19 protein-coding genes are annotated in these 22,444 nt (G+C 70.1%); 15 read left to right on the top strand and 4 right to left on the bottom strand.

Going from position 1 to position 22,444, the window contains the following annotated elements; all coding sequences use genetic code 11:
- Window positions 1–187: 187 nt before the first annotated feature.
- Complete coding sequence (locus CRP55_RS49735) at window positions 188–361, top strand: CsbD family protein (protein WP_097329123.1); 174 nt, start codon at window positions 188–190, stop codon at window positions 359–361.
- A gap of 52 nt (window positions 362–413) precedes the next feature.
- Here CRP55_RS49735 and CRP55_RS49740 read toward each other — a convergent pair whose 3' ends face one another.
- Both CRP55_RS49740 and CRP55_RS49745 read right to left on the bottom strand, forming a co-directional pair.
- On the bottom strand, window positions 414–1,340 hold the full coding sequence (locus tag CRP55_RS49740) for a phosphotransferase (protein WP_179855702.1): 927 nt from the start codon (window positions 1,338–1,340) through the stop codon (window positions 414–416).
- A 23-nt stretch (window positions 1,341–1,363) separates the two neighbouring features.
- Complete coding sequence (locus tag CRP55_RS49745) at window positions 1,364–3,628, bottom strand: putative bifunctional diguanylate cyclase/phosphodiesterase (RefSeq protein WP_097329124.1); 2,265 nt, start codon at window positions 3,626–3,628, stop codon at window positions 1,364–1,366.
- Between the two features lie 222 nt (window positions 3,629–3,850).
- On the opposite strand from CRP55_RS49745, the gene CRP55_RS49750 reads away from it, so the two are divergent.
- The 8 genes from CRP55_RS49750 to CRP55_RS49785 all read left to right on the top strand — a co-directional run bounded on the left by CRP55_RS49750 (window position 3,851) and on the right by CRP55_RS49785 (window position 13,044).
- The gene (locus tag CRP55_RS49750; protein WP_097329125.1) at window positions 3,851–4,612 is read left to right on the top strand and encodes a DeoR/GlpR family DNA-binding transcription regulator; all 762 of its coding nucleotides are present in this window, start codon (window positions 3,851–3,853) and stop codon (window positions 4,610–4,612) included.
- A 35-nt stretch (window positions 4,613–4,647) separates the two neighbouring features.
- Entirely contained in the window at window positions 4,648–5,997 is a 1,350-nt protein-coding gene (locus CRP55_RS49755; RefSeq protein WP_097329126.1) for an ABC transporter substrate-binding protein, read from the top strand.
- Window positions 5,997–6,926, top strand: coding sequence for a carbohydrate ABC transporter permease (locus CRP55_RS49760; RefSeq protein ID WP_097329127.1), 930 nt, complete (start codon window positions 5,997–5,999; stop codon window positions 6,924–6,926). Before CRP55_RS49755 ends, CRP55_RS49760 begins: the two co-directional genes overlap by 1 nt.
- Window positions 6,923–7,723 (top strand): carbohydrate ABC transporter permease, encoded by an 801-nt coding sequence (locus tag CRP55_RS49765; protein WP_097329128.1) that lies wholly within the window; start codon window positions 6,923–6,925, stop codon window positions 7,721–7,723. Before CRP55_RS49760 ends, CRP55_RS49765 begins: the two co-directional genes overlap by 4 nt.
- Window positions 7,720–8,709 (top strand): zinc-dependent alcohol dehydrogenase family protein, encoded by a 990-nt coding sequence (locus CRP55_RS49770; protein ID WP_097329129.1) that lies wholly within the window; start codon window positions 7,720–7,722, stop codon window positions 8,707–8,709. The genes CRP55_RS49765 and CRP55_RS49770 overlap by 4 nt, the downstream gene beginning before the upstream one ends.
- 93 nt (window positions 8,710–8,802) lie before the next feature.
- Window positions 8,803–10,308, top strand: coding sequence for an APC family permease (locus CRP55_RS55965; RefSeq protein ID WP_097329130.1), 1,506 nt, complete (start codon window positions 8,803–8,805; stop codon window positions 10,306–10,308).
- Between the two features lie 388 nt (window positions 10,309–10,696).
- Window positions 10,697–11,002, top strand: a complete 306-nt coding sequence (locus CRP55_RS49780; RefSeq protein WP_097329131.1) for a hypothetical protein — start codon at window positions 10,697–10,699, stop codon at window positions 11,000–11,002.
- An 86-nt stretch (window positions 11,003–11,088) separates the two neighbouring features.
- Window positions 11,089–13,044, top strand: a complete 1,956-nt coding sequence (locus tag CRP55_RS49785) for a hypothetical protein (RefSeq protein ID WP_097329132.1) — start codon at window positions 11,089–11,091, stop codon at window positions 13,042–13,044.
- Here CRP55_RS49785 and CRP55_RS49790 read toward each other — a convergent pair.
- Window positions 13,034–13,564 carry a hypothetical protein gene (locus tag CRP55_RS49790; RefSeq protein ID WP_097329133.1) on the bottom strand — a complete coding sequence of 177 codons (531 nt, stop codon included), beginning with the start codon at window positions 13,562–13,564 and terminating at the stop codon, window positions 13,034–13,036. The genes CRP55_RS49785 and CRP55_RS49790 overlap by 11 nt on opposite strands.
- Window positions 13,565–13,696: 132 nt before the next feature.
- Here CRP55_RS49790 and CRP55_RS49795 point away from each other — a divergent pair, with 132 nt between their 5' ends.
- Complete coding sequence (locus tag CRP55_RS49795) at window positions 13,697–15,538, top strand: MFS transporter (protein ID WP_097329153.1); 1,842 nt, start codon at window positions 13,697–13,699, stop codon at window positions 15,536–15,538.
- A 79-nt stretch (window positions 15,539–15,617) separates the two neighbouring features.
- Here the strand turns inward: CRP55_RS49795 and CRP55_RS49800 are convergent, their stop codons facing one another.
- Window positions 15,618–16,202: a TetR/AcrR family transcriptional regulator gene (locus CRP55_RS49800; RefSeq protein ID WP_097329134.1), complete on the bottom strand. Its 585-nt coding sequence runs from the start codon at window positions 16,200–16,202 to the stop codon at window positions 15,618–15,620.
- Window positions 16,203–16,285: 83 nt separating this feature from the next.
- Between CRP55_RS49800 and CRP55_RS49805 the strand changes: the two genes are divergently transcribed.
- The 5 genes from CRP55_RS49805 (at window position 16,286) to CRP55_RS49825 (ending at window position 22,431) form a co-directional block, all read left to right on the top strand.
- Window positions 16,286–17,518: an MFS transporter gene (locus CRP55_RS49805; RefSeq protein WP_097329135.1), complete on the top strand. Its 1,233-nt coding sequence runs from the start codon at window positions 16,286–16,288 to the stop codon at window positions 17,516–17,518.
- Window positions 17,519–17,812: 294 nt separating this feature from the next.
- The gene (locus CRP55_RS49810) at window positions 17,813–19,417 is read left to right on the top strand and encodes an alpha/beta hydrolase (RefSeq protein ID WP_097329136.1); all 1,605 of its coding nucleotides are present in this window, start codon (window positions 17,813–17,815) and stop codon (window positions 19,415–19,417) included.
- A 236-nt stretch (window positions 19,418–19,653) separates the two neighbouring features.
- Window positions 19,654–20,241 (top strand): TMEM165/GDT1 family protein, encoded by a 588-nt coding sequence (locus CRP55_RS49815; protein WP_097329137.1) that lies wholly within the window; start codon window positions 19,654–19,656, stop codon window positions 20,239–20,241.
- A gap of 10 nt (window positions 20,242–20,251) precedes the next feature.
- Entirely contained in the window at window positions 20,252–21,196 is a 945-nt protein-coding gene (locus CRP55_RS49820) for a cyclase family protein (protein WP_097329154.1), read from the top strand.
- The gene (locus tag CRP55_RS49825) at window positions 21,193–22,431 is read left to right on the top strand and encodes a tetratricopeptide repeat protein (protein ID WP_143235530.1); all 1,239 of its coding nucleotides are present in this window, start codon (window positions 21,193–21,195) and stop codon (window positions 22,429–22,431) included. Before CRP55_RS49820 ends, CRP55_RS49825 begins: the two co-directional genes overlap by 4 nt.
- The last annotated feature ends 13 nt before the right edge of the window (window positions 22,432–22,444 follow it).

The raw sequence follows: 22,444 nt of genomic DNA on the forward strand, positions 1-22,444 counted from the left end.
TGGCCGAGGGGGTGGAGACGCGCGACCAGGCGGATCGGCTGCGTGAACTCGGGTATCGGGCGGCGCAGGGCTTCCTGTTCGCGCGGCCGATGCCGGCGGCCGACTTCGGCGAGGTCGTCGAAAGGGATTGGCCGAGCCGCACGCGGGTACTTCGGACCGTGTAGGCAGACGACCCCCGGAGGTAACCATGGGTACCGACGACAAGATCGACAACAAGGCCGAAGAGCTGGGCGGCAAGGTCAAGGAGGGTGTCGGCAAGGCCACTGACGACGAGCGCCTCGAGGCCGAGGGCAAGGCCGACCAGTCGAGCTCCAAGCTCAAGCAGGCCGGCGAGAACATCAAGGACGCTTTCAAGTCCTGATGTACGACCTGAGCAGGCGGCCGCTCCGATCGGAGCGGCCGCCTGCTGCTGTTCAGGCCGAGCGCAGGTTGGCGGCCAGGTAGTCCAGGGCGGCGGCCAGGTCGGCGCCCTCGGTGTGGGGACGGCGGAGATCGTCGGTGTAGGCCGCGATGTCCATCAGAATCCACATATTCCGGTAAAAGTCCACGGCGGCCGAGCTGACCGAGCGGCCGGTCTCCTTCTCGTATCGCGATAAGAGCGATATGTCTGGTGAAGGTGGCGCGTCGATCATGGCCTCGGTGAGCATCCAGAGATCCCGCTCCGGTGGGGCCAGCCGGACGGTGTCCCAGTCGATCAGCAGAGGGCCGGCCGGGGTCCGGAGGACGTTGCCCGGGTGGGGCTCGCCATGGGTGACGACCCAGGAGTCCGGGGGCGGCAGGGCGGCCCGCAGGGTGTCGAAGCGTGCGAGCCGTGCGGTCACCTCGGCGGCGTGCTCAGCGAGGAGGCGGCGCGCCGGCTCGGCGTAGGGGCCGGAGATCCAAGGGCGATCGAGGCCGGCCAGCGCGGACTCCAGAGCGCCGCGGCCCGGAAGGCGAAGGTCGGTTCGAGGCGCGGGGACCGTCGCTTCGTGCAGGGCGATCAGCAGGTCGAGAACGGACTCGCGGTCGGCCGCCGGATGGGGGCCGAACGAGCCGGTGGATCCGCTCACGAAGGGATGGACCGCTACGGCGCGATCGTCGCCCAGGCGGTGAACCATGGTCCCGTCGAGCGTGCGGATCGCGGCCACGACGAAGTCGAGCTCGAGGCGGGCCGCGGTGTCCAGAGCCTGCTCCAGGGCGGGGGAGTATGCGGTGACCGTGACGAACCACGGTGGGGCCGACCAATGGTGGCCGCCCGCGCCGACCGGCAGGTACCGCACGGTCGGCGCGTTGATGCCCCAGCCGGCGGCCAGCGCGCCGGCCACGTCCGAGTCGGTCAGGTCCGCTGGTTGTTCGCGCATGACCAGCAGTCTGGCCTAAAAGGTCACTCGCACTCGCTCGGTGGGACGTCGGTGGGGAAGAGCAGGTCGTCGAGGGCGCCGTGGGTCAGCGGCTCGGCGAAGTAGTAGCCCTGGCCCAGCTCGCAGTCGCCGCCGGCCAGCGACGTGAGCTGGCTGGCGTGTTCGATGCCCTCGGCGATCGTCGACAGTTGCAGGGCGCGGCCCAGCTGGATGATGCCGTGGGTCAGGGCGGCCGCCGTCGGCTCGTCGACCACGTCGTCCACGAAGGACTTGTCGATCTTGATGATGTCGACCGGGAAGCGGCGCAGGTAGGCCAGCGACGAATAGCCCGTGCCGAAGTCGTCGATGGCCAGGCGGACGCCGATCCGCTTGATCTCGTGGAGCCGGTCCAGGGTGGCCGGGCGGTGCTCGACCAGCAGCGACTCGGTCAGTTCGAGGATCAGGCGGTCGGGCTGCATGCCGGCCGTGTCCAGGGCGTCCCGCACCACCTGGGGCAGGGCCGTCTGGTCGAGCTGCACCGCCGAGATGTTCACGCTGACCGACAGCGGCGGGCCGAGGCGCTTGCGGTTCCACTCGGCCACGCGGGACGTGGCCTCGCGCAGCACCCACTCGCCGATCGGGACGATCATCCCGGTCTCCTCGGCCAGCGGGATGAACTCCATCGGCGGGATGACGCCGCGCTCCGGGTGCTGCCAGCGGATCAGGGCCTCGACGCCGGTGATCTCGCCGGTGTGCAGGTGGACGATGGGCTGGTAGCGCAGCTGGAACTCGTGCCGCAGGACGGCCCGGCGCAGGTCGGCCTCGAGCTCGATGTTGGCCTGGAAGGCCTCGCGCATGGCCGGCTCGAAGACCTCGTAGCGGTCCTTGCCGTGCTTCTTCGCCTGATACATGGCCAGGTCGGCGTGGACCATCAGCTCGGCCGCGTCGTGTTCGCCGGGCTTGCTGAAGGCGACGCCGATGCTGGAGCTGACGAACGTCTCCGCGCCCAGGTCGAACGGGAGCCGCAGCGCGTCGAGGATGCGCTCGGCCACCGGAACGGCCTCGTCGGTGCCGTGGATGCCGGGCAGCAGCACGGCGAACTCGTCGCCACCGAGGCGGGCGGCCGTGTCGCCGTCGCGCAGGCAGGCCTGGAGGCGCTCGGCGACCCCGGTCAGCAGGGTGTCGCCGGCGGCGTGGCCGAGGGAGTCGTTGACGACCTTGAAGCGGTCGAGGTCGACGAACAGGACGGCCCCGCCCAGGCCGTGGGCGCCGAGCATCTCCTCCATCCGCGTCTGGAAGAGGGCACGGGTGGCCAGGCCGGTCAGCGAGTCGAGGTAGGCCCGGCTCATCTGCTCCTGGGTGCGGGCGTCGGTCAGGGCCAGGCTCACGTGCTCGGCGAACGCGGTGACGATGTCCCGGGTCGCCTTGTCCCAGTCGCGGCGTGAGCTGTAGGTGCCCACGGTGACCGCGCCGACCGACTGGTCGCCCTCGTGCACGGGCACGGACAGGACCGATTGCAGGTTGACCGCGGTCAGGGCCGGCAGCGCTATGGGCGACGTGGCGTAGTCCGCCACGGCGACCAGCTCGTCGCCGAGGATGGCCAGGCCGGTGACGCCGGCCGCGGCCACCGGCACCCGCTGGGCCTGTGCGCGCACCTCGGGGCTGACCCCGACGGCGGCCACCGTGCTGCCCAGGTGCGGATCGTCCCGCTCGATCAGGCTGATCGAGGCCATCTCGACGCCCAGCAGGTCCCGCAGCGCCGCCGTGACCAGGTCGAAGACGTCGGTCAGGGGCCGGCGGCGGCCGATGGCGCGCTGCACCCCGGAGAGCTCGGAGAAGACGCGGCGGCCCTGGTCGAGATAGCCGAGCAGGCGGCCGTTCTCCTCGGCGTAACGCCGCTCCGACTCGACGACGTACAGCGACTGGAGGCAGAGCTCGAGGACGCGGGCCATGCCACGCAGCAGGCAGATTTCCTCGGCGGTGAAGGAGGCTCCGATCCGGCCGAGCACCAGGACGCCCGGCGCGGGCCCGCCGATCGGGACGTGGGTGACCGCGTAGCGGCCACCGCCGAGCTCGAGGGTTTCCCGGCGGCCGGCGGCCACCTCGGCCAGGGCGTACGCGGGCACCTCGTCGGCCGCGAGGCCGATGGTGGCGACCACCCCGTCGTCGATCATCAGCACCGCGACGTCGGCGTCGAGCGCGCGGGCGGCGCACTCGACGGCAGCGTATTGCGCGGCCGGACCGGCGGGCCGGTCCGCCACCGCGGACAGGAATTCTGTCAGTTGCTCCGTCGCTAGCACGGCACTCATGTCGTCCGCGGCGGCCCGGACATGAGGAGAACGCCCGAGCACACACGAGCGGGCACCATGTGGTCACGTTTTCCGGCGAAACGGTCGGACGTTTCGCGTAAAAAGTCCGACCTAGAGCCGTTTTAAGACCGCCGCCGGGAAAGGGCAACCGGGCAAACAAACAACGAAGTCGATGACTTTGTGAGGCAGGCCACAGGTTTCTCCGGTGTTACAAATATCGCCATGAACGCCGATGAGCGGCAGCACCAGATCGTCGCCCTGGCCCGCCGGCACGGCGAGGTCGAGGTCGCGAAACTGGCCGCCGAGCTGTCCGTCAGCGCCGAGACGATCCGCCGCGATCTGCGACTGCTGGAGAAACACGGTCTCATCCGCCGTACGCACGGCGGCGCCTATCCGGTGGAGACCGCCAAATTCGAGACCGATCTCGCGATGCGCACCGTTCGCGGGGTGCCGGAGAAAAGGCGGATCGCGACCGCCGCGGCCGGCCTGATCGGCGACGCCGAGACCATCTTCATCGACGAGGGCTTCACCCCGCAGCTGATCGCCGAGGCGCTGCCCACCGACCGGCCGCTCACCGTCGTCACCGCCTCGCTCAACACCGCGGCCTGGCTGGCCGGCTCCACCCCGGCCACGGTTCTGCTGCTCGGCGGCCGGGTGCGCGGCCGCACGCTGGCCACCGTCGACCACTGGGCGGCCGGCATGCTCTCCGGTTTCGTCATCGACCTGGCGTTCGTCGGGGCCAACGGCATCTCCCGCGAGGTCGGCCTGACCACCCCCGACCCGGCCGTGGCCGACGTGAAGGCGCGAGCCGTGGCCGCCGCCCGCCGCCGGGTCTTCGTCGGCATACACACCAAATTCGGCGTACGGACGTTCTGCCGTTTCGCCGAGATATCCGATTTCGAGTCACTGGTCACGGACACCGGTCTGCCGGCGTCCGAGGCGAACCGCTATTCCCGAATGGGACCGCAGGTAATCCGCGTTTAAAGAGTCCCGTTTTCGAATAAAACGGAGGATGCTCCATGCCCAGAAAACTTGCCTTGGCCGCCGCATGCCTACTTCTCGCCACCGCCGGCTGCTCGGGCGCCGGCTCCACTGGTTCCAGCGGCGGCGACTCCGCCGACAACACCATCACGGCCCTGATGGTCGGCAACCCGCAGATGGAGGACATCCAGAAGCTGACCGCCGACAATTTCACCAAGCAGACCGGGATCACCGTGAAGTTCACGATCCTCCCGGAGAACGAGCTCCGCGACAAAGTCACCCAGGACGTCGCCAACCAGGGCGGCCAGTACGACGTGGCCACGGTCGGCGCCTACGAGGTGCCGATCTGGGCCAAGAACGGCTGGCTGCACGAGCTGTCGACGCAGGCACAGGCCGACTCGGCGTACGACTCGGCCGACCTGCTCAAGCCGATGGTCGACTCGCTGACCGGCGAGGACGGCAAGATGTACGCGGCGCCGTTCTACGGTGAGTCGTCGTTCCTGATGTACAACAAGGAGCTGTTCGCGGCCAAGGGCCTGACCATGCCCGAGCACCCGACGTGGGCCCAGGTCGCCGACTTCGCCGCGAAGCTGGACGACAAGGGCAAGGGCGTGGCCGGCATCTGCCTGCGCGGCCTGCCCGGCTGGGGCGAGCTGTTCGCGCCGCTGACCACCGTCGTCAACACCTACGGCGGCACCTGGTTCGAGAAGGACTGGACCCCGAAGGTCAACTCGCCGGAGTTCACCCAGGCCACCCAGTTCTACGTCGACCTGCTGAAGAAGCACGGCCAGTCGGGCGCGCCGCAGTCCGGATTCACCGAGTGCCTCAACACCTTCGGGCAGGGCAAGGCCGCGATGTGGTACGACGCGACGTCCGCGGCGGGCACGCTGGAGGACGCGAAGGCCAGCAAGGTGGCGGGCAAGGTCGGTTACGTGTACGCCCCGGTGAACAAGACCGAGTACTCGGGCTGGCTCTGGACGTGGGCGTGGGCGATGCCCAAGACCACCAAGAAGGCCGACGCCGCCTGGAAGTTCATCTCGTGGGCGACCAGCAAGGACTACGAGAAGCTGGTCGGCGAGAAGCTCGGCTGGTCGCGGGTCCCGTCCGGCAAGCGCACCTCGACCTACTCGATCCCGGAATACAAGGAGTCGGCCAAGGCGTTCGCCGACATCACGCTCGGCTCGATCGAGCACGCCGACCCGACCAACCCGGGCCTGCAGCCCCGGCCCGCGCTCGGTGTGCAGTTCGTCGGCATCCCCGAGTTCGCCGACCTCGGCACCAAGGTGTCGCAGGAGGTCAGCGCGGCCATCGCCGGCAGCAACACGGTCGACAAGGCTCTCGCCGACGGGCAGAAGCAGGCCGAAGACGTGGCAAAGAAGTACAAGTAGTGACCACCGTGGTCGCCCGGCCGGACGAGCGGACCCAGCCGCCCGTCCGGCCCACCAGGGGCGGAGCCAAAGACCGCTGGGCACGCCGGGCGCCGCTGCTGCCCGCACTGATCTTCGCGCTGGTCATCACGCAGATCCCGTTCCTCTACACGCTCTATCTCTCCACGCTGAGCTGGAACGCGCTGCGCCCCGGCGACAAGCCGTTCGTAGGGCTGGACAACTACGTCACCGTGCTGACCGACACCCGGCTGCGGTCGGCGCTGGTCAACACCGTGCTGCTCACGGCGGGCGCGGTCATCTTCTCGATGATCCTGGGCCTGCTGCTGGCCCTGCTCCTCGATCGCAAGTTCCTCGGGCGTTCGGTGGTACGCACGTTGCTGATCACGCCGTTCCTCGTGATGCCGATCGCGGCGGCGCTGCTGTGGAAACACGCGATCTTCAATCCTGCGTACGGCCTGATCAACGGCATCTTCGGTGGCTCGACCGACTGGATCTCGTCGTATCCGAAGGGCGCGGTCATCGCCACCCTGGTCTGGCAGTGGACGCCCTTCATGATGCTGATCCTGCTGGCCGGCCTCCAGTCGCAGTCGCACGAGGTGGTCGAGGCGGCCCGCGTCGACGGGGCCAACGCGTGGCAGATCTTCCGCCGGATGACGTTGCCGCACCTGCGGCAGTACCTGGAGCTGGGCGCGCTGCTCGGCTCGATCTACCTGGTCAACACGTTCGACGCGATCTTCAGCATCACCCAGGGCGGCCCGGGCACGGCCACGACCAACCTGCCGTACGAGATCTATCTGACGACCTTCCGCAAGTTCGAGTACGGCGAGGCGTCGGCGGCCGGCGTGATCGTGGTGATCCTGACGATCATCGTGGCGACCTTCGCCCTGAGGGTCATCAGCGGCCTCTTCAAGATGGAGGAGCACCGGTGAAGCGATTGTGGGGTGTGGTGGCCTGGATCGCGGGACTTGTCTTCGTCTTCCCGGTCATCTGGATGGTGCTGACCAGCTTCAAGCAGGAGCAGGACGCGGCCAGCAACCCGCCCAGCTGGTTCTTCACGCCGACCCTGGACCAGTACGCACAGGTCTTCGACCGCAACATCACGCCGTTCCTGCTCAACTCGCTGATGGCCAGCGTCTTCTCGACGCTGCTCGTGGTCGCGCTGGCGACACCGGCCGCCTATGCCCTTTCGCTGCGTCCCGTCGCAAAATGGACGGACACGCTGTTCTTCTTCATCAGCACCAAGATGATGCCCGCCGTGGCCGCGCTGCTGCCGCTCTACCTGCTGGTCAAGCACCTCGGCATGCTGGACAACATCTGGACCATGGTCGTCCTCTACACCTCGATGAACCTGCCGCTCGCGGTCTGGATGATGCGGTCGTTCCTGCTGGAGGTGCCGCGCGAGGTGCTGGAGGCCGGCGAGGTGGACGGCGCCGGGCTGCTCACCTCCATCCGGCGGATCATCCTGCCGATCGTCTCGCCCGGCCTGGCGGCGACGGCGCTGATCTGCTTCATCTTCGCCTGGAACGAGTTCTTCCTGGCGGTGAACCTGACCGCGACCAACGCCGGCACCGCGCCGATCTTCCTGGTCGGGTTCATCTCCTCCGAAGGCCTGTTCCTGGCCCGGCTCTGCGCCGCGGCGACGCTGGTCTCGCTGCCGGTGCTGGTGGCCGGCTGGCTGGCGCAGAACAAGTTGGTCCGTGGCCTGTCGATGGGAGCCGTCAAGTGAAAGCAGCCGTCGTCCTCACCCCCGGGACGATCTCGGTCGAGCAGGTCCCGGATCCCACTCCGGGACCCACCGAGGTGGTGGTGAAGCCGGCCGCGGTGGGCATCTGCGGCACCGATCTGCACATCATGGACGGTGAGTTCGCGCCCGCCTTCCCGATCGTCCCCGGTCACGAGTTCGCCGGTGAGATCGTCGCGGCCGGCGCCGAGGTCACCGGCTACGCCGTCGGTGACCGGGTGGCCGTCGACCCGTCGCTGTACTGCGGGCACTGCTATCACTGCAAGCGGGCGCGGGGGAACCAGTGCGAGAACTGGGGCGCGATCGGGGTGACGGTCAGCGGCGGCGCCGCCGAGTACGTGGCCGCGCCGATGGCCAACCTGTTCAGGCTGCCCGACCACGTCGACGCGCGGGACGCGGCGCTGATCGAGCCGCTGTCCTGCGCGCTGCGCGGCTTCGACGTGCTGCCCCGGGCGATGGCGAGCTCGTACCTCATCTACGGCTCCGGGACGATGGGGCTGATGATGCTCGAGCTGGCCAGGCGGGCCGGCGCCGCGTCGGTGTCCATGGTGGATCTCAATCCGGCCCGTCTGGAGACGGCGAAACGGCTCGGCTGCTCGGCCGCCGTCACCTCGGCCGAGGAGATCGACGCGCCGCGCGGGTTCGACGTGGTCATCGACTGTACGGGCGTGGCCGCGGCCATCACCGACGGTCTGGGCCGGGTCGGGCGCGGGGGCACCTTCCTGCAGTTCGGGGTGGCGGCCTACGACGCGCGGGTGGCGATCGAGCCGTACGAGATCTACCGGCGGGAGATCACCATCACCGGGTCGATGGCCGTGCTGCACAGCTTCGACCGGGCCGGCCAGATGCTCGCGGCGGGGGTCCTCGATCCGTCGATCTTCGTGAGTCACCGGTTCCCGCTCGACGCGTACGCCGCCGCTTTGGACCAGTTTCGGGCGGGCGTGGGGCGCAAAATCCTCATTGAACCGTAGGTCAGAGATGGTTCGTGCCAACCTTGTCCACGGTTGGTGAGTGAACCGCTACGGCTAGTTGTCAAGCGGGGGACTTCAGGATCAAATAGGTCCGTGGGTACGCCCGAGGAGTTACCGCAGACCCTCGCACCCGGTCGCATCGGCGCGGCCGCCATCGCCTACTTCGCGCTCGCCGCGACCGCGCCGATCGCCGTCCTGATCCACGTCGTGCCCACCTCCTACGCCGCCGGGGGCGGGCCGCTCGTCCCGCTCGGCTTCCTGGCCGCCGGCGCCGTCCTGATCCTGTTCATCGCCGGCTACGCGGCCATGGGTCACCGGGCGCCGTTCGGCGGCGCGATGTACACGTACGTCGCCAAGGGCCTCGGCCGGCCGGGCGGTGTCGGCGCCGCGTGGCTGGCCCTCACGTCGTACCAGGTCATCCAGCTCGGTCTCTACGGACTGGCCGGCGCCGCGGCGGCGCCCCTGTTGCGCAGCTGGTTCGACGTCGGGGCGCAGTGGTGGATGGTGGCGGCCGGCTGCTGGCTCCTGGTGACCGTGTGCGGCCCGGTGCGGGTCGAGGTGAGCAGCGGGCTGATCGCGCTCATGGTGCTCGTCGAGGGCGTCGTGATCGTGGGATTCGCCGCCGCCAACGTGATCGACCCGGCCGGGGGTGAGGTCACCGTCGCCTCGATCCGGCCGTCCGAGGTGGACATGCCGGTGCTCGGGCTCCTGCTCGTGGTGGCGGTGCTGGCCTTCGCCGGCTTCGAGACCTCGGGGGCGTACGCGGAGGAGGCGATCCGGCCCCGGCGCGACCCCGGGCGGAGCGCCTATCTGACCGTGGTCGTGGTGGCCGTGCTGCTCGCGGGCGCGTCGTGGTCGCTGTCCACGGCGGCCGGGCCCGGCCGGATCGCCGAGCTGGCCCGGGCCCGCGGGCCGGAGCTGCTCTTCGACCTGGCCGCGGCGCGGCTGGCGCCGTGGGCGGTCACGCTCGGCCGGCTGATGCTGCTCACCGGTCTGGTGGCGGCGATGCTGGCGCTGCACCACACGATCGCGCGCTATCTGTTCGCGCTCGGGCGGGAGCGCGTGCTGCCGGCTGGGTTGAGCCGGACGTCGCCGCGCACCTGGGCCCCGCGCAACGCGTCTCTCACGCAGTCGCTGATCGCGGGTGTCGCGCTCCTGGCCGCGTACGCCATCGGAATCTCAGAAGTTGATCTTTTGGGTCGTCGCCTGATCGTCGCGGGCGGGCTCGGCGTGCTGGTGCTGCTGATCGCGACCTCGCTGGCGGCGCTGCTGCATCTCAACCGCGTGCCGAACGGCGAGGGCGCGTGGAGCCGGTTCGTGGCGCCGGTGCTCGCGACGGTGGCCCTCGGGGTGATCGGCTATCTGGCCCTGGGCGACGTCCGGCTGCTCGGGACGCCGTCCTGGATCGTTCCGGCGGCGATCGGCGGGGTGGCGCTCCTCGGCGTGCTGCACGCCCTCCTGCTCCGGCGCCTCCATCCCGTCATATACGCGGGAATAGGGCAGAGTGGCGTGCCCGTCGTGGTGACCCCGCCCCGGCTGCCCCAGCAGCGCCCGCATGCCGAACCCGGTGCCCACCGGCCGGAGCGGGTGAACCGCTGATGAGCGCGCCGGGTCCGCTGCGAGAGTTGCGACGGATCCGTGCGCTGGGAATGGACCCTGCCACCGGCCGATACCGGCCCAACGAATCGGAGACCGCCCTGCGGATCGAGACCGAGCTCGGCGTACGGCTCACCCGGGCCCGGCCCGGCTGCCGGGCCGACTGGATCGACCAGGACGGGCTCTCCTACGACGCCGTGGGACCGTTCGCGGCCCACAGGTTCGACCAGCAATGGGCGCGATTCTCGCTGCAGATCGTGCTGCACCTGAAGAAGGCCGACCTCGTACCGGTGGACGTCTCACGCTTCACCCCGGAACAGGTGGCCCGCATAGAACGGTTCGTCGCGGAGCGCCGACTGGCTCCGCGTGTCTTCATCCTGGGGCGGCGGCAATGGCGGCTCTCATCATGGTCCGGCCGGGCTCGGACTGGCAGTCGACGGGCGGTCTCTTCGAGTGGACGCTGGAGTTCCTCATTCCGAGGATCGGCGACCCGAAGACGGCCGACTGGCTCCGTATGGTGGTCACGGAGAATCTCGGCAGCCTCTGGATCCCCGACCTCCCCGAGGAGGGTCAGCGCGAGATCTACGCCCTGCTGCGCTCGGGCCTGGTCGCCGCGGCGCAGCAGGAGCTCCCCGACTCGCCGGCCAAGCGCGACGCCCTGGCCCAGCTCCGCGACCTCGTAGCGCTGACCTATTAGGTCTCGACCCTCGTTGATCTTTGCCGTACGCTGACGCGGCCGCGCCGCTGTCGTGCCGAGCGCGGGTCTCATGGGGAGTTCCACTGATGCTTCGTGCTGCCCTCACCGCGGTTGCCCTGGCCGCCACGACCCTCGTCGCCGGAGCCGCTCCCGCGGCCGCCACCACCGGGCAACCGTTGGAGATCTCCGCGGTCAGTGACGTGTTGGTCGACGCCGCGCATCGGCGCATTCTCATCAGCGACGGGAAGAGCGGAACCCTCGTCGTCCGGAACTACGAGACCTTCTCCGGGTTCCAGTGGACCGGGCTGCCCGGCATCGGCGGGCTGGCGCTCTCCGGCGACGGAAAGAAGATCTACGCGGCGGTGGCCGACGCGCACGCGATCGTCGTCTACGACGCCGCGACGATGATCGAGAGCTCCCGTTACGCGCTGTCGGATGTCGCCTTCCCCAGGACCTTGGCGATCGCTGGTGACAAGCTCTACTTCGGATGGGACAAAGATCCCTCGGTGACGACCGGAGGTGTCTTCGGCGCCGTGGACCTCACCACCGGCGCCATCAAGCCGTATTTCTTCCCGTCCCCGGACAGCCGTGGTCACGGAGCGCCCCGGCTTCTCACCGCGCCGGGCGCTCCGGACAAGCTGGTCGTGGTGGACGTGTCGAGCGACGCCACCAGCCACGGCAACACCTGGGTCTACGACGTCTCCGGCGACACTCCGGTGGAGACCGCGGCCACGCGGGAGGCGCCGGGCATCGTCCTCGACGCCGCTCTCTCCCCGGACGGCAGCAAGATCTACGGGGTCGACGGGTCCTGCGGGGCGTTCGTGGCCGACACGGCGAATCCGGCGCAGCGCGCCCAGGCGTACGGCGCCTACTGCGGCGGCGCGGCCGTCGGGATCGACCCGGGCGACGGCCGGGTCGCGCTCGGTTACGACGGCGATGACGTCGTGACCTTCGCGGCCGGCTCCGAGGCGGCCGCGGACCGCGACAACCTCGAGGGCCAGGCCGTGCGGCGGCTCTTGTGGGAGCCCGGAGGCAAGCGGCTGTTCGCGCTCGGCCAGATGGGCGGCGAGTACGCACTGAACGTGCTCAACGAGCCCGTCTTCTCGACGATCTCCCTGGCCGGGCCCACGACTCCGGTCGCGCGGGGCGCTCAGATCACGATCTCCGGTCGCATCATCCCGTCGGCTCCGCTGCCGGTCCAGGTGCCGTACTTCGACGTGACCCGTACCGACGCGGAATCGCCGTCCGGTAAAGCCCTGCCCCGAGTCTTCGGGAACTCGGGCGACTTCACCTTCTCGTTCTCCGACTCGCCGCCGGCCGGCGGAACGGTGACCTACACGGTCCGGTTCCCGGGAGTCGGCCGCGCCGAGCCGGCCGTCGCCAAAGTGTCGGTCAACGTCGTTCGCAACACCCCGGTGCTCACCCTCAAGGGTGGGACGGTCGCCGCGTACGGCTCGACAGCCACCGTCACCGCGCGCCTCGGGCCGACCTACAGCAACCGGATGATCGCCATCTGGGCCGATCCGGCCGGTGCCGAGCCGGCGAAGCTGCTGCGCAACACCAAGGTCGACGCCAACGGGAATCTCACCGCCGCGGTGAAGCTGACCCGCAATACCGGAGTGGTGGCCAAGTTCGCCGGGGACACCCGCTACGCGCCGGTGTCGAGCCCGGTGCAGATGCTGTACACCCGGGTCGCGGTGTCGTTGGCCAACGCGAAGCAGTACAAGACGGCCACCCTCGGTGGGGTGCCGACCGCCTACTACCGCAAGACGGTCCACCCGGTGTTCACCACGGTCATGACGCCGTATCCGAAGCGCAAGGAGCGGCTGCAGTTCGAGGTGCTGTGGAAGGGCAAGTGGACGGCGTCGCGGACGGTCGACGTGCCGCTGACCAGCGCGGGCAAGGCGTCCTACACGCTCACCGGCGCCCACTCGACAGGGCTGCGCTACCGCGTGCGGGCGGTCTATCTGAACGGCGCCTCCGGTGACACCGTGAACTACACGACCTACGGCGCCTACCGGTACTACACCTTCACGAACTGAAGAACTCCTCGATCTGGGCGAGGGTGATGTGGTCGGGGTCGTCGCCGACGGCCTCGGGCAGGTGCCTGGTGGTGACCGGGACGTCGGCGGCGTCGGACGGCAGGTCGGGGACCGGCGGGGTCGGCGGCAGGGCCGGCATGGTGAGGGCCTGGCGGATCACCTCGAACATGGCCCGGATCTCGCCGGCCGCGGTGCGGGTGGCCTGCTCGGACGTGTCCTCCACGGGGGCGCGGGCGGGCAGCGCGCAGGTGAAGTTGGCCTGGAGGCGGTCGTCGAAGCGGCGGATGTCGGCGCTGGGGCGCGGGTGGTCGAGCGGGCCCTCGGCGACGATGCCGAGCTCGCACGCGGACAGGCCGGACTGCCTCCACCAGGAGCGCCAGCGCGGGTCGGCGTCGAGCGTCAGCGCCACGTGGCGCAGGGCGACGACGTATTCGCGCGGGGCCGGGCCGCCGGTCGTGGTAGCGCCCAGGTGGGGGTGCAGCCAGGAGTCGCGAGCCGTGCAGAGAGTCTGCTCACCCATACCTGCATGGTGACATTCCGGACGCGTTACGGCCGGTTGGACGACACGGCACGTACGGGCGAATCGTGCTTTGCGTTCTAGATCACTCACCGGGCGCTCAGTTCATAAGGCAGTGATATAAATTTTCTCGTGATGCTGACCTCGGACCATCCGCGCTACAAGTGGGTCGCGCTCTCGAACACCACGCTCGGAACCCTGCTGGCGACGATCAACTCGTCGATCGTGCTGATCTCGCTGCCGGCGATCTTCAAGGGCATCGACATCAACCCGCTCGAGCCCAACAACGTCAGCTACCTGCTGTGGATGCTGATCGGCTACATGCTGGTCACCGCGGTCCTCGTGGTCACGCTGGGCCGGCTCGGCGACATGTACGGGCGGGTGCGGATCTACAACGCCGGCTTCGCCATCTTCACCGTCACCTCGATCATCCTGTCGCTCGACCCGTTCGGCGGCGGCGGTGGCGCGCTCTGGCTGATCGGCTGGCGCGTGGTCCAGGCGATCGGCGGCGCCATGCTGATGGCCAACTCGGCCGCGATCATCACCGACGCCTTCCCGGCCAAGCAGCGCGGCATGGCCCTCGGCGTCAACATCGTCTCGGCGCTGGCCGGCTCGTTCATCGGCCTGGTCGCGGGCGGCGTGCTGGCCGAGTGGGACTGGCGCTCGGTGTTCTGGGTCAACATCCCGCTGGGCGTGCTCGGCACGGTCTGGGCGTACCGCTCGCTGCACGACACGGGCGTCCGCCGCAAGGCGAAGATCGACTGGTGGGGCAACGCGACCTTCGCGATCGGCCTCACGGCGGTGCTGGCCGCGATCACGTACGGGATCCAGCCGTACGGCGGGCACACGATGGGCTGGACCAATCCGTGGGTGCTGACCGGCTTGATCGGCGGCGCGATCGTGCTCGTGGCGTTCGGGCTGATCGAGACCAGAGTGGCCGAGCCGATGTTCCCGCTCGGGCTGTTCAAGAACCTGTCGTTCCTCAGCGGCAACCTGGCCAACCTTCTGGCCAGCATCGCCCGCGGCGGCCTCCAGTTCATGCTGATCATCTGGTTGCAGGGCATCTGGCTGCCGCAGCACGGGTACGACTACGAGTCCACCCCGCTGTGGGCCGGCATCTACCTGGTGCCGCTGACGATCGGCTTCCTGGCGGCCGGGCCGCTGGCCGGCACGCTGTCGGACCGGTTCGGCCCCCGGCCGTTCGCCACCGGTGGGCTGCTGGTGATGGCGGTGTCCTTCGGCGGTCTGCTGCTGTTGCCGAGCAACTTCAACTACGTGGTCTTCGCCCTGCTGATCTTCATCAACGGCCTGGGCGGCGGCCTGTTCGCGGCGCCGAACACGTCACTGGTCATGTCGAGCGTCCCGGCGAACATGCGAGGCGCGGCCTCAGGCATGCGGGCGACCTTCCAGAACGCGGGCCAGGTGCTCTCGATCGGCGTCTTCTTCTCGCTGATGGTGGCGGGCCTGGCGTCGTCCCTGCCGAGCACGCTGAGCAGCGGCCTGACGGCACAGGGGGTCCCGGCGGACACGGCGGCCCAGGTCGCCGCGACGCCGCCGGTGGGCACGCTGTTCGCGGCGTTCCTGGGCTACAACCCGATCGGCGAGCTGCTGGGGCAGCAAACGCTGGACTCGCTGCCGCCCTCGAACGCCGACCGTCTGACCGGCCTGGACTTCTTCCCGCAGCTCATCTCGGGCCCGTTCCACGACGGCCTGGTCATCGTCTTCTGGCTGGCCATCGCCATGTCGGTGGTAGGAGCCCTGGCCTCATTGCTCCGCAGCAAGCCGGCAGTGGTCGCGGCGGTGGAGACCCCCGAGGGCGCTTTCGTCGCCCACGAGGCCGAGGTGCAGGCCGAGTTCACCGACGCCGAGCTGCTCAACCCGGCGACAGTCGTCGCGGAGCCCCTCGGCGCCGACCCGACCGCCTCGAACTCGGCTGCCGGGGGCGTCTCGACCACCCCCGCCAGCCCTGCCGGATAACTCCGAAAAGTCGGGTGAAAGGTCACGCCGGGATCGCTGGTTCAGCGGTTCCGGCGTGACCTTTCCGCAAGGCGGCGGATCAGGCGGTCGCGGCGTCGAGGAGGATCTCGGCCATGTCGCGGGCTACCTTCGGGGCCATGGGCGGGCGGTCCATCTTGGCGCCGACCGAGGCGCCGTCGTAGAGGATGACCATCTGGGCGGCGAAGGCGGCCGGGTCTTTGACGCCGGCGTCGCGGGCCAGCTCGACGAAGAGGCCTCGCATCCAGGCTCGGGTGGAGTCGGCGACCTCCTGGGCCGGGCCGCCGGGAGTGCCCTCGGCGCTGGCGTTGTAGAAGGCGCAGCCGCGGAAGCCGGGGGTGCCGGCCCGCTCGTCGAGCACCTCGAAGACGCCGAGCACCCGGTCGCGCGGGTTCTCGTACCTCTCCAAGCCCTTGAGCAGTCGGGTGCGGCGAATCTCGTGCCGGTTCTCCAGGTAGGCCCGGACCAGCTCGTCCTTGCTGCCGAACGTGCTGTAGAGCGACGCCTTGGCGACGCCGGCCCGCTCGATGACGCGGTCGATGCCGACCGTGTGGATGCCCTCGGCGTAGAACAGCTCGTCGGCAGCGGTAAGGAGTCGTTCCCGCGCAGTGGGCTTACGCGCGGTGGAAGGTGATGCGGCGGACATGCCCTTGACGATACCAGACAGACCTGTCTACTCTCGTGCCATCAGACAGACCTGTCTGTTCATAGTTTGGTAAGGATCCGCGCATGACCGCCGTAGCCGAAGCCCCGCCCGCCACCACGCCGCGCAGCCGCCACTTCTCGCGGCCGCTGGCCTTCGCGGCGATCGCCGCGATCTTCCTGACCTTCACCTCGGCGTCGGCCGCGCCGTCCCCGCTCTACGTGGTGTATCAGCACCTCTGGAATTTCTCCGCGACCACGCTCACGGTCGTCTTCGCGATCTACGTGGTCGGTCTCGTCGGCGCCCTGCTGACCCTCGGCGCCCTCTCCGACCACCTGGGCCGCCGCCCGGTGCTGGCCGCCGCGATCGCGCTCGAGGTCGTCTCGCTCATCCTCTTCCTGACCGCCGGCGACGTCGGCGTGCTGGCCGCCGCCCGCTTCCTGCAAGGCATCGCCACCGGCGCCGCCATGACCACGCTCGGCGCCGCCCTGGTCGACCTCAACCCGCCGCACGCACCCGGCCGGGCCGGCCTGGTCAACGGCATCGTCCCCAGCGCGGGCCTCGCGCTCGGCGCGCTCGGCGCCGGCGCCCTGGTGCAGTACGCGCCCGCGCCCACCCACTTCATCTGGGCCCTGCTGCTCGGCGCCATGGTCATCGCCGGCCTGGTCGTGCTGCGCATCCCCGAGACTTCGGCCCGCCGCCCCGGCGCCGCCGCCTCGATGACCCCCAAGCTGGGCATCCCGGCCCGGCTGCGCGCCGACGTGTTCGCCCTCGTCCCGATCATCGTGGCGAGCTGGGCGATCGGCGGCCTCTACCTCTCCCTCGGCCCGTCCGTGGCGGCCGGCGTCTTCGGTCTCGGCAGCCACCTGATCGGCGGCCTGGTCGTCACGCTGCTGTGCGGCACCGGCGCGGTGACCTCGTACTTCATGCGCCGCCTGCCCACCCCGCGGGTCCTGGCGATCGCCGCCAGCCTGCTGACCCTGGGCGCGGTCGTCGCCGTCATCGGCGTCGAGGCCGACCAGGTGGTCGTCGCGGCCATCGGCACGGTGATCTCGGGCGTCGGCTTCGGCGCCTCGGCCCTGGCGTCGTTCGGCACGCTGGCCGTCCTGGCCGACCCGCACGAGCGCGGCAAGCTGCTGTCGGTCGCCCTGGTCATCGCGTACATCGCCTTCAGCGTCCCGGCGGTGATCGCCGGTTTCGCCGCCACCTCGGCCGGCTTGCAGACCACCGCCGTCGCCTACGGCGTCGTGGTCGCGGTGCTCGGCGCCCTGGCCCTGGTCGCCCAGCGCCTGCGCACCCGCCGCGCCGTGACCGCCTGAGTCATACGGTTCTTCCGCGCGGCCGGAGAAGCCCACCGAGATCACCATCTCGGTGGGCTTTTTCGTTCCGGAGCTCCGCCGGCTCCTGCCCGAGCAGGCCGATCTGGGTTTCGAACAGGGAGAAGCGCCCCGGCCGAAGCCGAGGCGCCCGCGCTTGAAGAGTTCGGGCTCGAGGGTGCGGGGCCGCTCTGACGTGACTGAGCCGCTTCTTTCGTGGTTCCCCGGCGTGGGCGACCCCTCTTGGGGGCGGCCACGCCGCAGCATATGGGGGCGAACCGGACACGAGAGGCAGGCATGAGAAAACTTCTGGCGGCGGCCACCACCATCGCCTTGGCGGCGACCGGGCTTGCGGCGAGCGGGGCTCGGGCCGATGAGCGCAGCGCGCGGGTCGGGTACTCCCGGGGTGCGCCGGCGATCAAGCCGATCAAGTGGACGGCCTGCGCGGATGCCACGCTGTCGGCTCGCCGGGCTCAGTGTGGGTTCCTCACCGTGCCCATGGATTACAAGAAGCCGGGCGGCGCGACCGTTCAGATCGCCGTCTCCCGGGTCAAGCACACCGTGCCCGACTCCAAGTACCAAGGCGTCGTGCTGGTCAACCCGGGTGGGCCGGGCGGCAAGGGCCGTGGCCTGTCGATTCTGGGCTCGCTGGTGCCGAAGAAGGCGGGCGAGGCGTACGACTGGATCGGCTTCGACCCTCGCGGTGTCGGTGAGAGCAAGCCGTCGCTGAGCTGCGACAGCGACTACGCCGGCTATGACCGGCCGCCCTATGTGCCCACCTCGGCCCAGATCGAGCGGCAGTGGCTTCAGCGGGCCGAGCAGTACGCCAAGGACTGCGCCAAGGCCGGCGGGCGGCTCCTCGACCATCTCAAGACGCTCGACACCGTGCGGGACATGGACAGCCTGCGGCAGGCGCTGGGCGAGCGGCAGATCAACTACTACGGCTTCTCGTACGGGACGTACCTCGGCCAGGTCTACGCGACCCGCTACCCGGACCGGGTGCGGCGGATGGTGCTCGACGGCAACGTCAACCCGGCCCGGGTCTGGTACGACTCGAACCTCGACCAGGATCTCGCGTTCGACAAGAACATCAAGGTCTACTTCGCGTGGGTGGCCAAGAACAACAAGACGTACAAGCTGGGCCGGACCGCCGGTGAGGTGCAGAAGCTCTTCGACGTCGAGCAGCGCAAGCTGACCGCGAAGCCGGCCGGCGGGGTGATCGGGCCGTCCGAGCTGACCGACGTCTTCCTGCAGGCCGGCTACTACGTCTTCGGCTGGGCCGAGATCGCCCGCTCGTTCAGCGCCTGGGTGCACAAGCGTGACGCCTCCGGCCTGCGCAAGCTCTACGACGACAACAACCCGCAGACCGAGGGCGGCGACAACGGGTACGCCATCTATCTGGCCACCCAGTGCACCGACGTCGCCTGGCCGCAGAGTTGGACCAAGTGGACCTCGGACAACTGGGAGGTGCACCGCAAGGCGCCGTTCGAGACGTGGGGCAACGCCTGGTACAACGCGCCCTGCCGGTCGTGGGCGGCGAAGCCGGGCATCCCGGTCACCGTCTCGGGTGAGAGCGTCCCGCCGATCCTGCTGGTCAGCGAGACCATGGACGCGGCCACGCCGTTCAGCGGCAGCCTCGAGGTGCGCAAGCGGTTCCCGCGGTCGGTGCTGATCGAGGGCGTCGGCGGCACCACGCATTCGGGGTCGCTGTTCGGCAACAAGTGCGTCGACGAGACCATCGCCGACTATCTCGCCACAGGCGTTCTTCCCCAGCGCGTACGGGGTGAGCGGTCGGACAAGCGCTGTAAGCCGATCCAGCCGCCCGAGCCCAGTGCGGTCGCCCCCTCGGCGAAGCGGGCCCCGGCGTACGCGGAAAGGCTCGAACTGACCCGCGAACGATGAGATGCGCCACGGCCCCCGCGAAATCGCGGGGGTCGTGGCCTATGCTCGTGTTTGCGAAGGGGAGTAGCTCCCAATGTCGCGGTCGACATACTGATCTTGTTTTCACAAAAGGTCCGGCCGCGCGGCCTCGGTGAAGAGGCGAGCGAGACCTTCGACCATGGCTGTTTTGTCGACGGCCGGGTCGAGGTCGCCCTGAGCAGCTTCCGCCCGGTCATCAGATACCGGGAGCATTTTCAGTGGATGGGTTCCTCGCCGCGACGGCGCTCAGTTTCGCGGTCATCTTCGTGGCCGAGCTGGGTGACAAGTCCCAGCTCATGGCCTTGACCTTCGCGACGCGCTTCAAGCCGGTGCCGGTGCTGATCGGCATCACCGTGGCCACCGCCGTCGTGCACGCCGTGTCGGTCGGCATCGGATACGGCCTCGGCGCGACGCTGCCGACCGGCTGGATCTCGCTGGTGGCCGGCATCGCCTTCCTCGCCTTCGGCGCCTGGACCCTGCGCGGGGACAAGCTGACCGACGAGGAGAAGACCAAGGCCGAGCGCACCACCAAGTCGGCGATCATCGCCGTCGGCGGCGCCTTCTTCCTGGCCGAGCTGGGCGACAAGACCATGCTGGCCACGATCACGCTGGCCACCCAGCACGGCTGGTTCGGCACCTGGCTGGGCTCGACGGTCGGCATGGTGGCGGCCGACGCGCTGGCCATCCTGGTCGGCCGGATGCTCGGCCGGCACCTGCCCGAGAAGGCCATCAAGTGGGGCGCGGCCGTCCTGTTCGCTATCTTCGGCATCTGGCTGATCGTGGAAGCGATCATCGAGCTGCGATAGGGGATTGGCCGTGCTCCAGTACCGGGCGGAAGTGACCGCCGCCGTGACCCTCACCACCGGCGGTGGCCTGCGGGCCGAGGGGCTGCGGGTGGACGTGCCGCACGCCGACGTCACCACGGCCGAGATCGAAGCGCTGCTGGTCCGGTCGCTCGGGCTGCGGGACGTGGAGCGGGTCGAGCTGACCGGGGTGCGCGTGTTCGGCGAGCCGGCCCCGGTGGCCGGCGAGCCCGGTCCGGGCCGGACGCGCTTCGTCGAGCTGAGCCACGTGATCGAGGCCGGCATGACGACGTATCCGGGCCTGCCCGGCCCGGCCGTGTCCTCGCATCTGACCCGGGCTGATTCCCGCTCCTTGTACGCCGAGGGCACCGAGTTCAGCATCGAGCGCATCGAGATGGTCGGCTCGACCGGCACCTATCTCGACTCGCCCCACCACCGCTACGAGGGCGGCACCGACCTGGCCGGACTGCCGCTGGAGCGGCTGGCCGACCTGCCCGCGGTCGTGGTCCGCACGGCCGGCAGCGGACGGCGGGCGGTCACCGTGCAGGACCTCGAGCCGCTCACGGTGGCCGGCCACGCCGTGCTCCTGCACACCGGGGGTGACCGCGGCTGGGGCACCCCGGACTACGCGGTCGACGCGCCCTATCTGACCGGCGAGGCGGCCGCGCTGCTGGTCGAGCGCGGGGCCGCCCTGGTCGGCATCGACGCGGTGAACATCGACGACGCCGGCGAGGCGGCGGCCGGCGTTCGGCCGGCGCACACCGTGCTGCTGGCCGCGAACATCCCGATCGTCGAGCACCTCACCGGCCTGGAGAACCTGCCGCCGCACGGCGCCCGGTTCACCGCGGCGCCGCCCCGGATCACCGGGGTCGGCACGTTCCCGGTCCGGGCGTACGCGCAGGTGCCCTTCTACGAGGCCCACGACCACAAGCGCTCGGCGGGCTGGCAGCCTTCATGAACGACACCGCCACCTCGATCGCCCGGGCCGCCGCGCAGTTCCAGCGGGGCGACGCGGCCGGCGCGGCGCAACTGCTCGGCCCGGTGCTGGCGGCCGAGCCGGACAACGTGCGCGCGCTCGTGCTGATGACGCACACGCAGCTGGCGCTGCGCGAGCCCGAGCTCGCGCACGAGGTGGCGCACCGGGCGGTGGAGACCGCGCCCGAGTCGGCCGAGGCGCTCAGCGCGCTGAGCCGGGCGCTGACCGGGCTCGAACGGCACGACGAGGCGATCGCGGTGGCGCAGGCGGCGGCCCGGATCGAGCCGGAGAACGCCTATCGGCACAACCGGGTGGCGTGGGCGCTGCTCGGCGGCGGCAAGCGCACGGTCGAGGCCGAGCACGCGGCCCGCCGCGCGGTGGAGCTCGACCCGGAGGAGGCCGACTTCCGGATCACCTACGCCATGGTGATGAAGCAGCTCGACTACACCGACCGGGCCCGGCAGGCGCTGCGCGACGCGCTGGCCCTGGAGCCGGAGAACGCGGTGGCCCAGCACGAGCTGGCCACCCTCGACGTGGTGCACCGCAACCCGTTCGCGCTGGGCCGGCTGGCCCGGGGCGCGAGCGGCCTGGCCGGCGCGCTGCGGGCCGACCCCGGCCAGCAGGCCAGCAAGTTCATGCTCGACGTGGCCCTGCAACGGTTCCTGGTCTATGCGGCGATCGTGCTGGCCCTGCTCGCGTACGTCGGGTGGCGGGTCCTGGATTTCTCGGTGCCCGGAGCCCGGTTGCTCGCGGCGGCGGCGGCGCTGGCCCCGGTCGGCGTCGCGGCGTATTTCGTCATGCGCCTGGACCGCCCGCTCCGTACGTACCTCATCAATGTCCTGACCTATGGTCGTCAGCGGGTGGCGGCGGTGCTGGCCGCGGTGAGCATCGTGCTGCTGCTGACGGCGACCGTGGCGCCCCGCGGCTGGATGGGGTGGCTGCTGGGACTGGCCGCGGCCGGTGGGTTCGCGGCCCGGCTGCTGACCGTGTCGGCGTCGAACGCGCATGTGCGCTCGGCCGGCATCGCGGTGCCGCGCGGGCTCAGCGGGCCGGCGCTGTGGATCATCATGGTGGGCTGCGCCGTGATCGGGACGCTGTGCCTGATGGAGGCGAGCGACCTGACCCTGCTCGGCATCGGGCTGGGACTGTACGCGTGTGCCGGCGCCGCCCTCGCCACAATCATCAGACGAAGGCGAAAAGTCTCATCGGCGAGCTGAATCTGCCGAATAT

This window comes from Paractinoplanes atraurantiacus, assembly GCF_900215205.1.
GTDB classification, from domain to species: Bacteria; Actinomycetota; Actinomycetes; order Mycobacteriales; family Micromonosporaceae; genus Actinoplanes; species Actinoplanes atraurantiacus.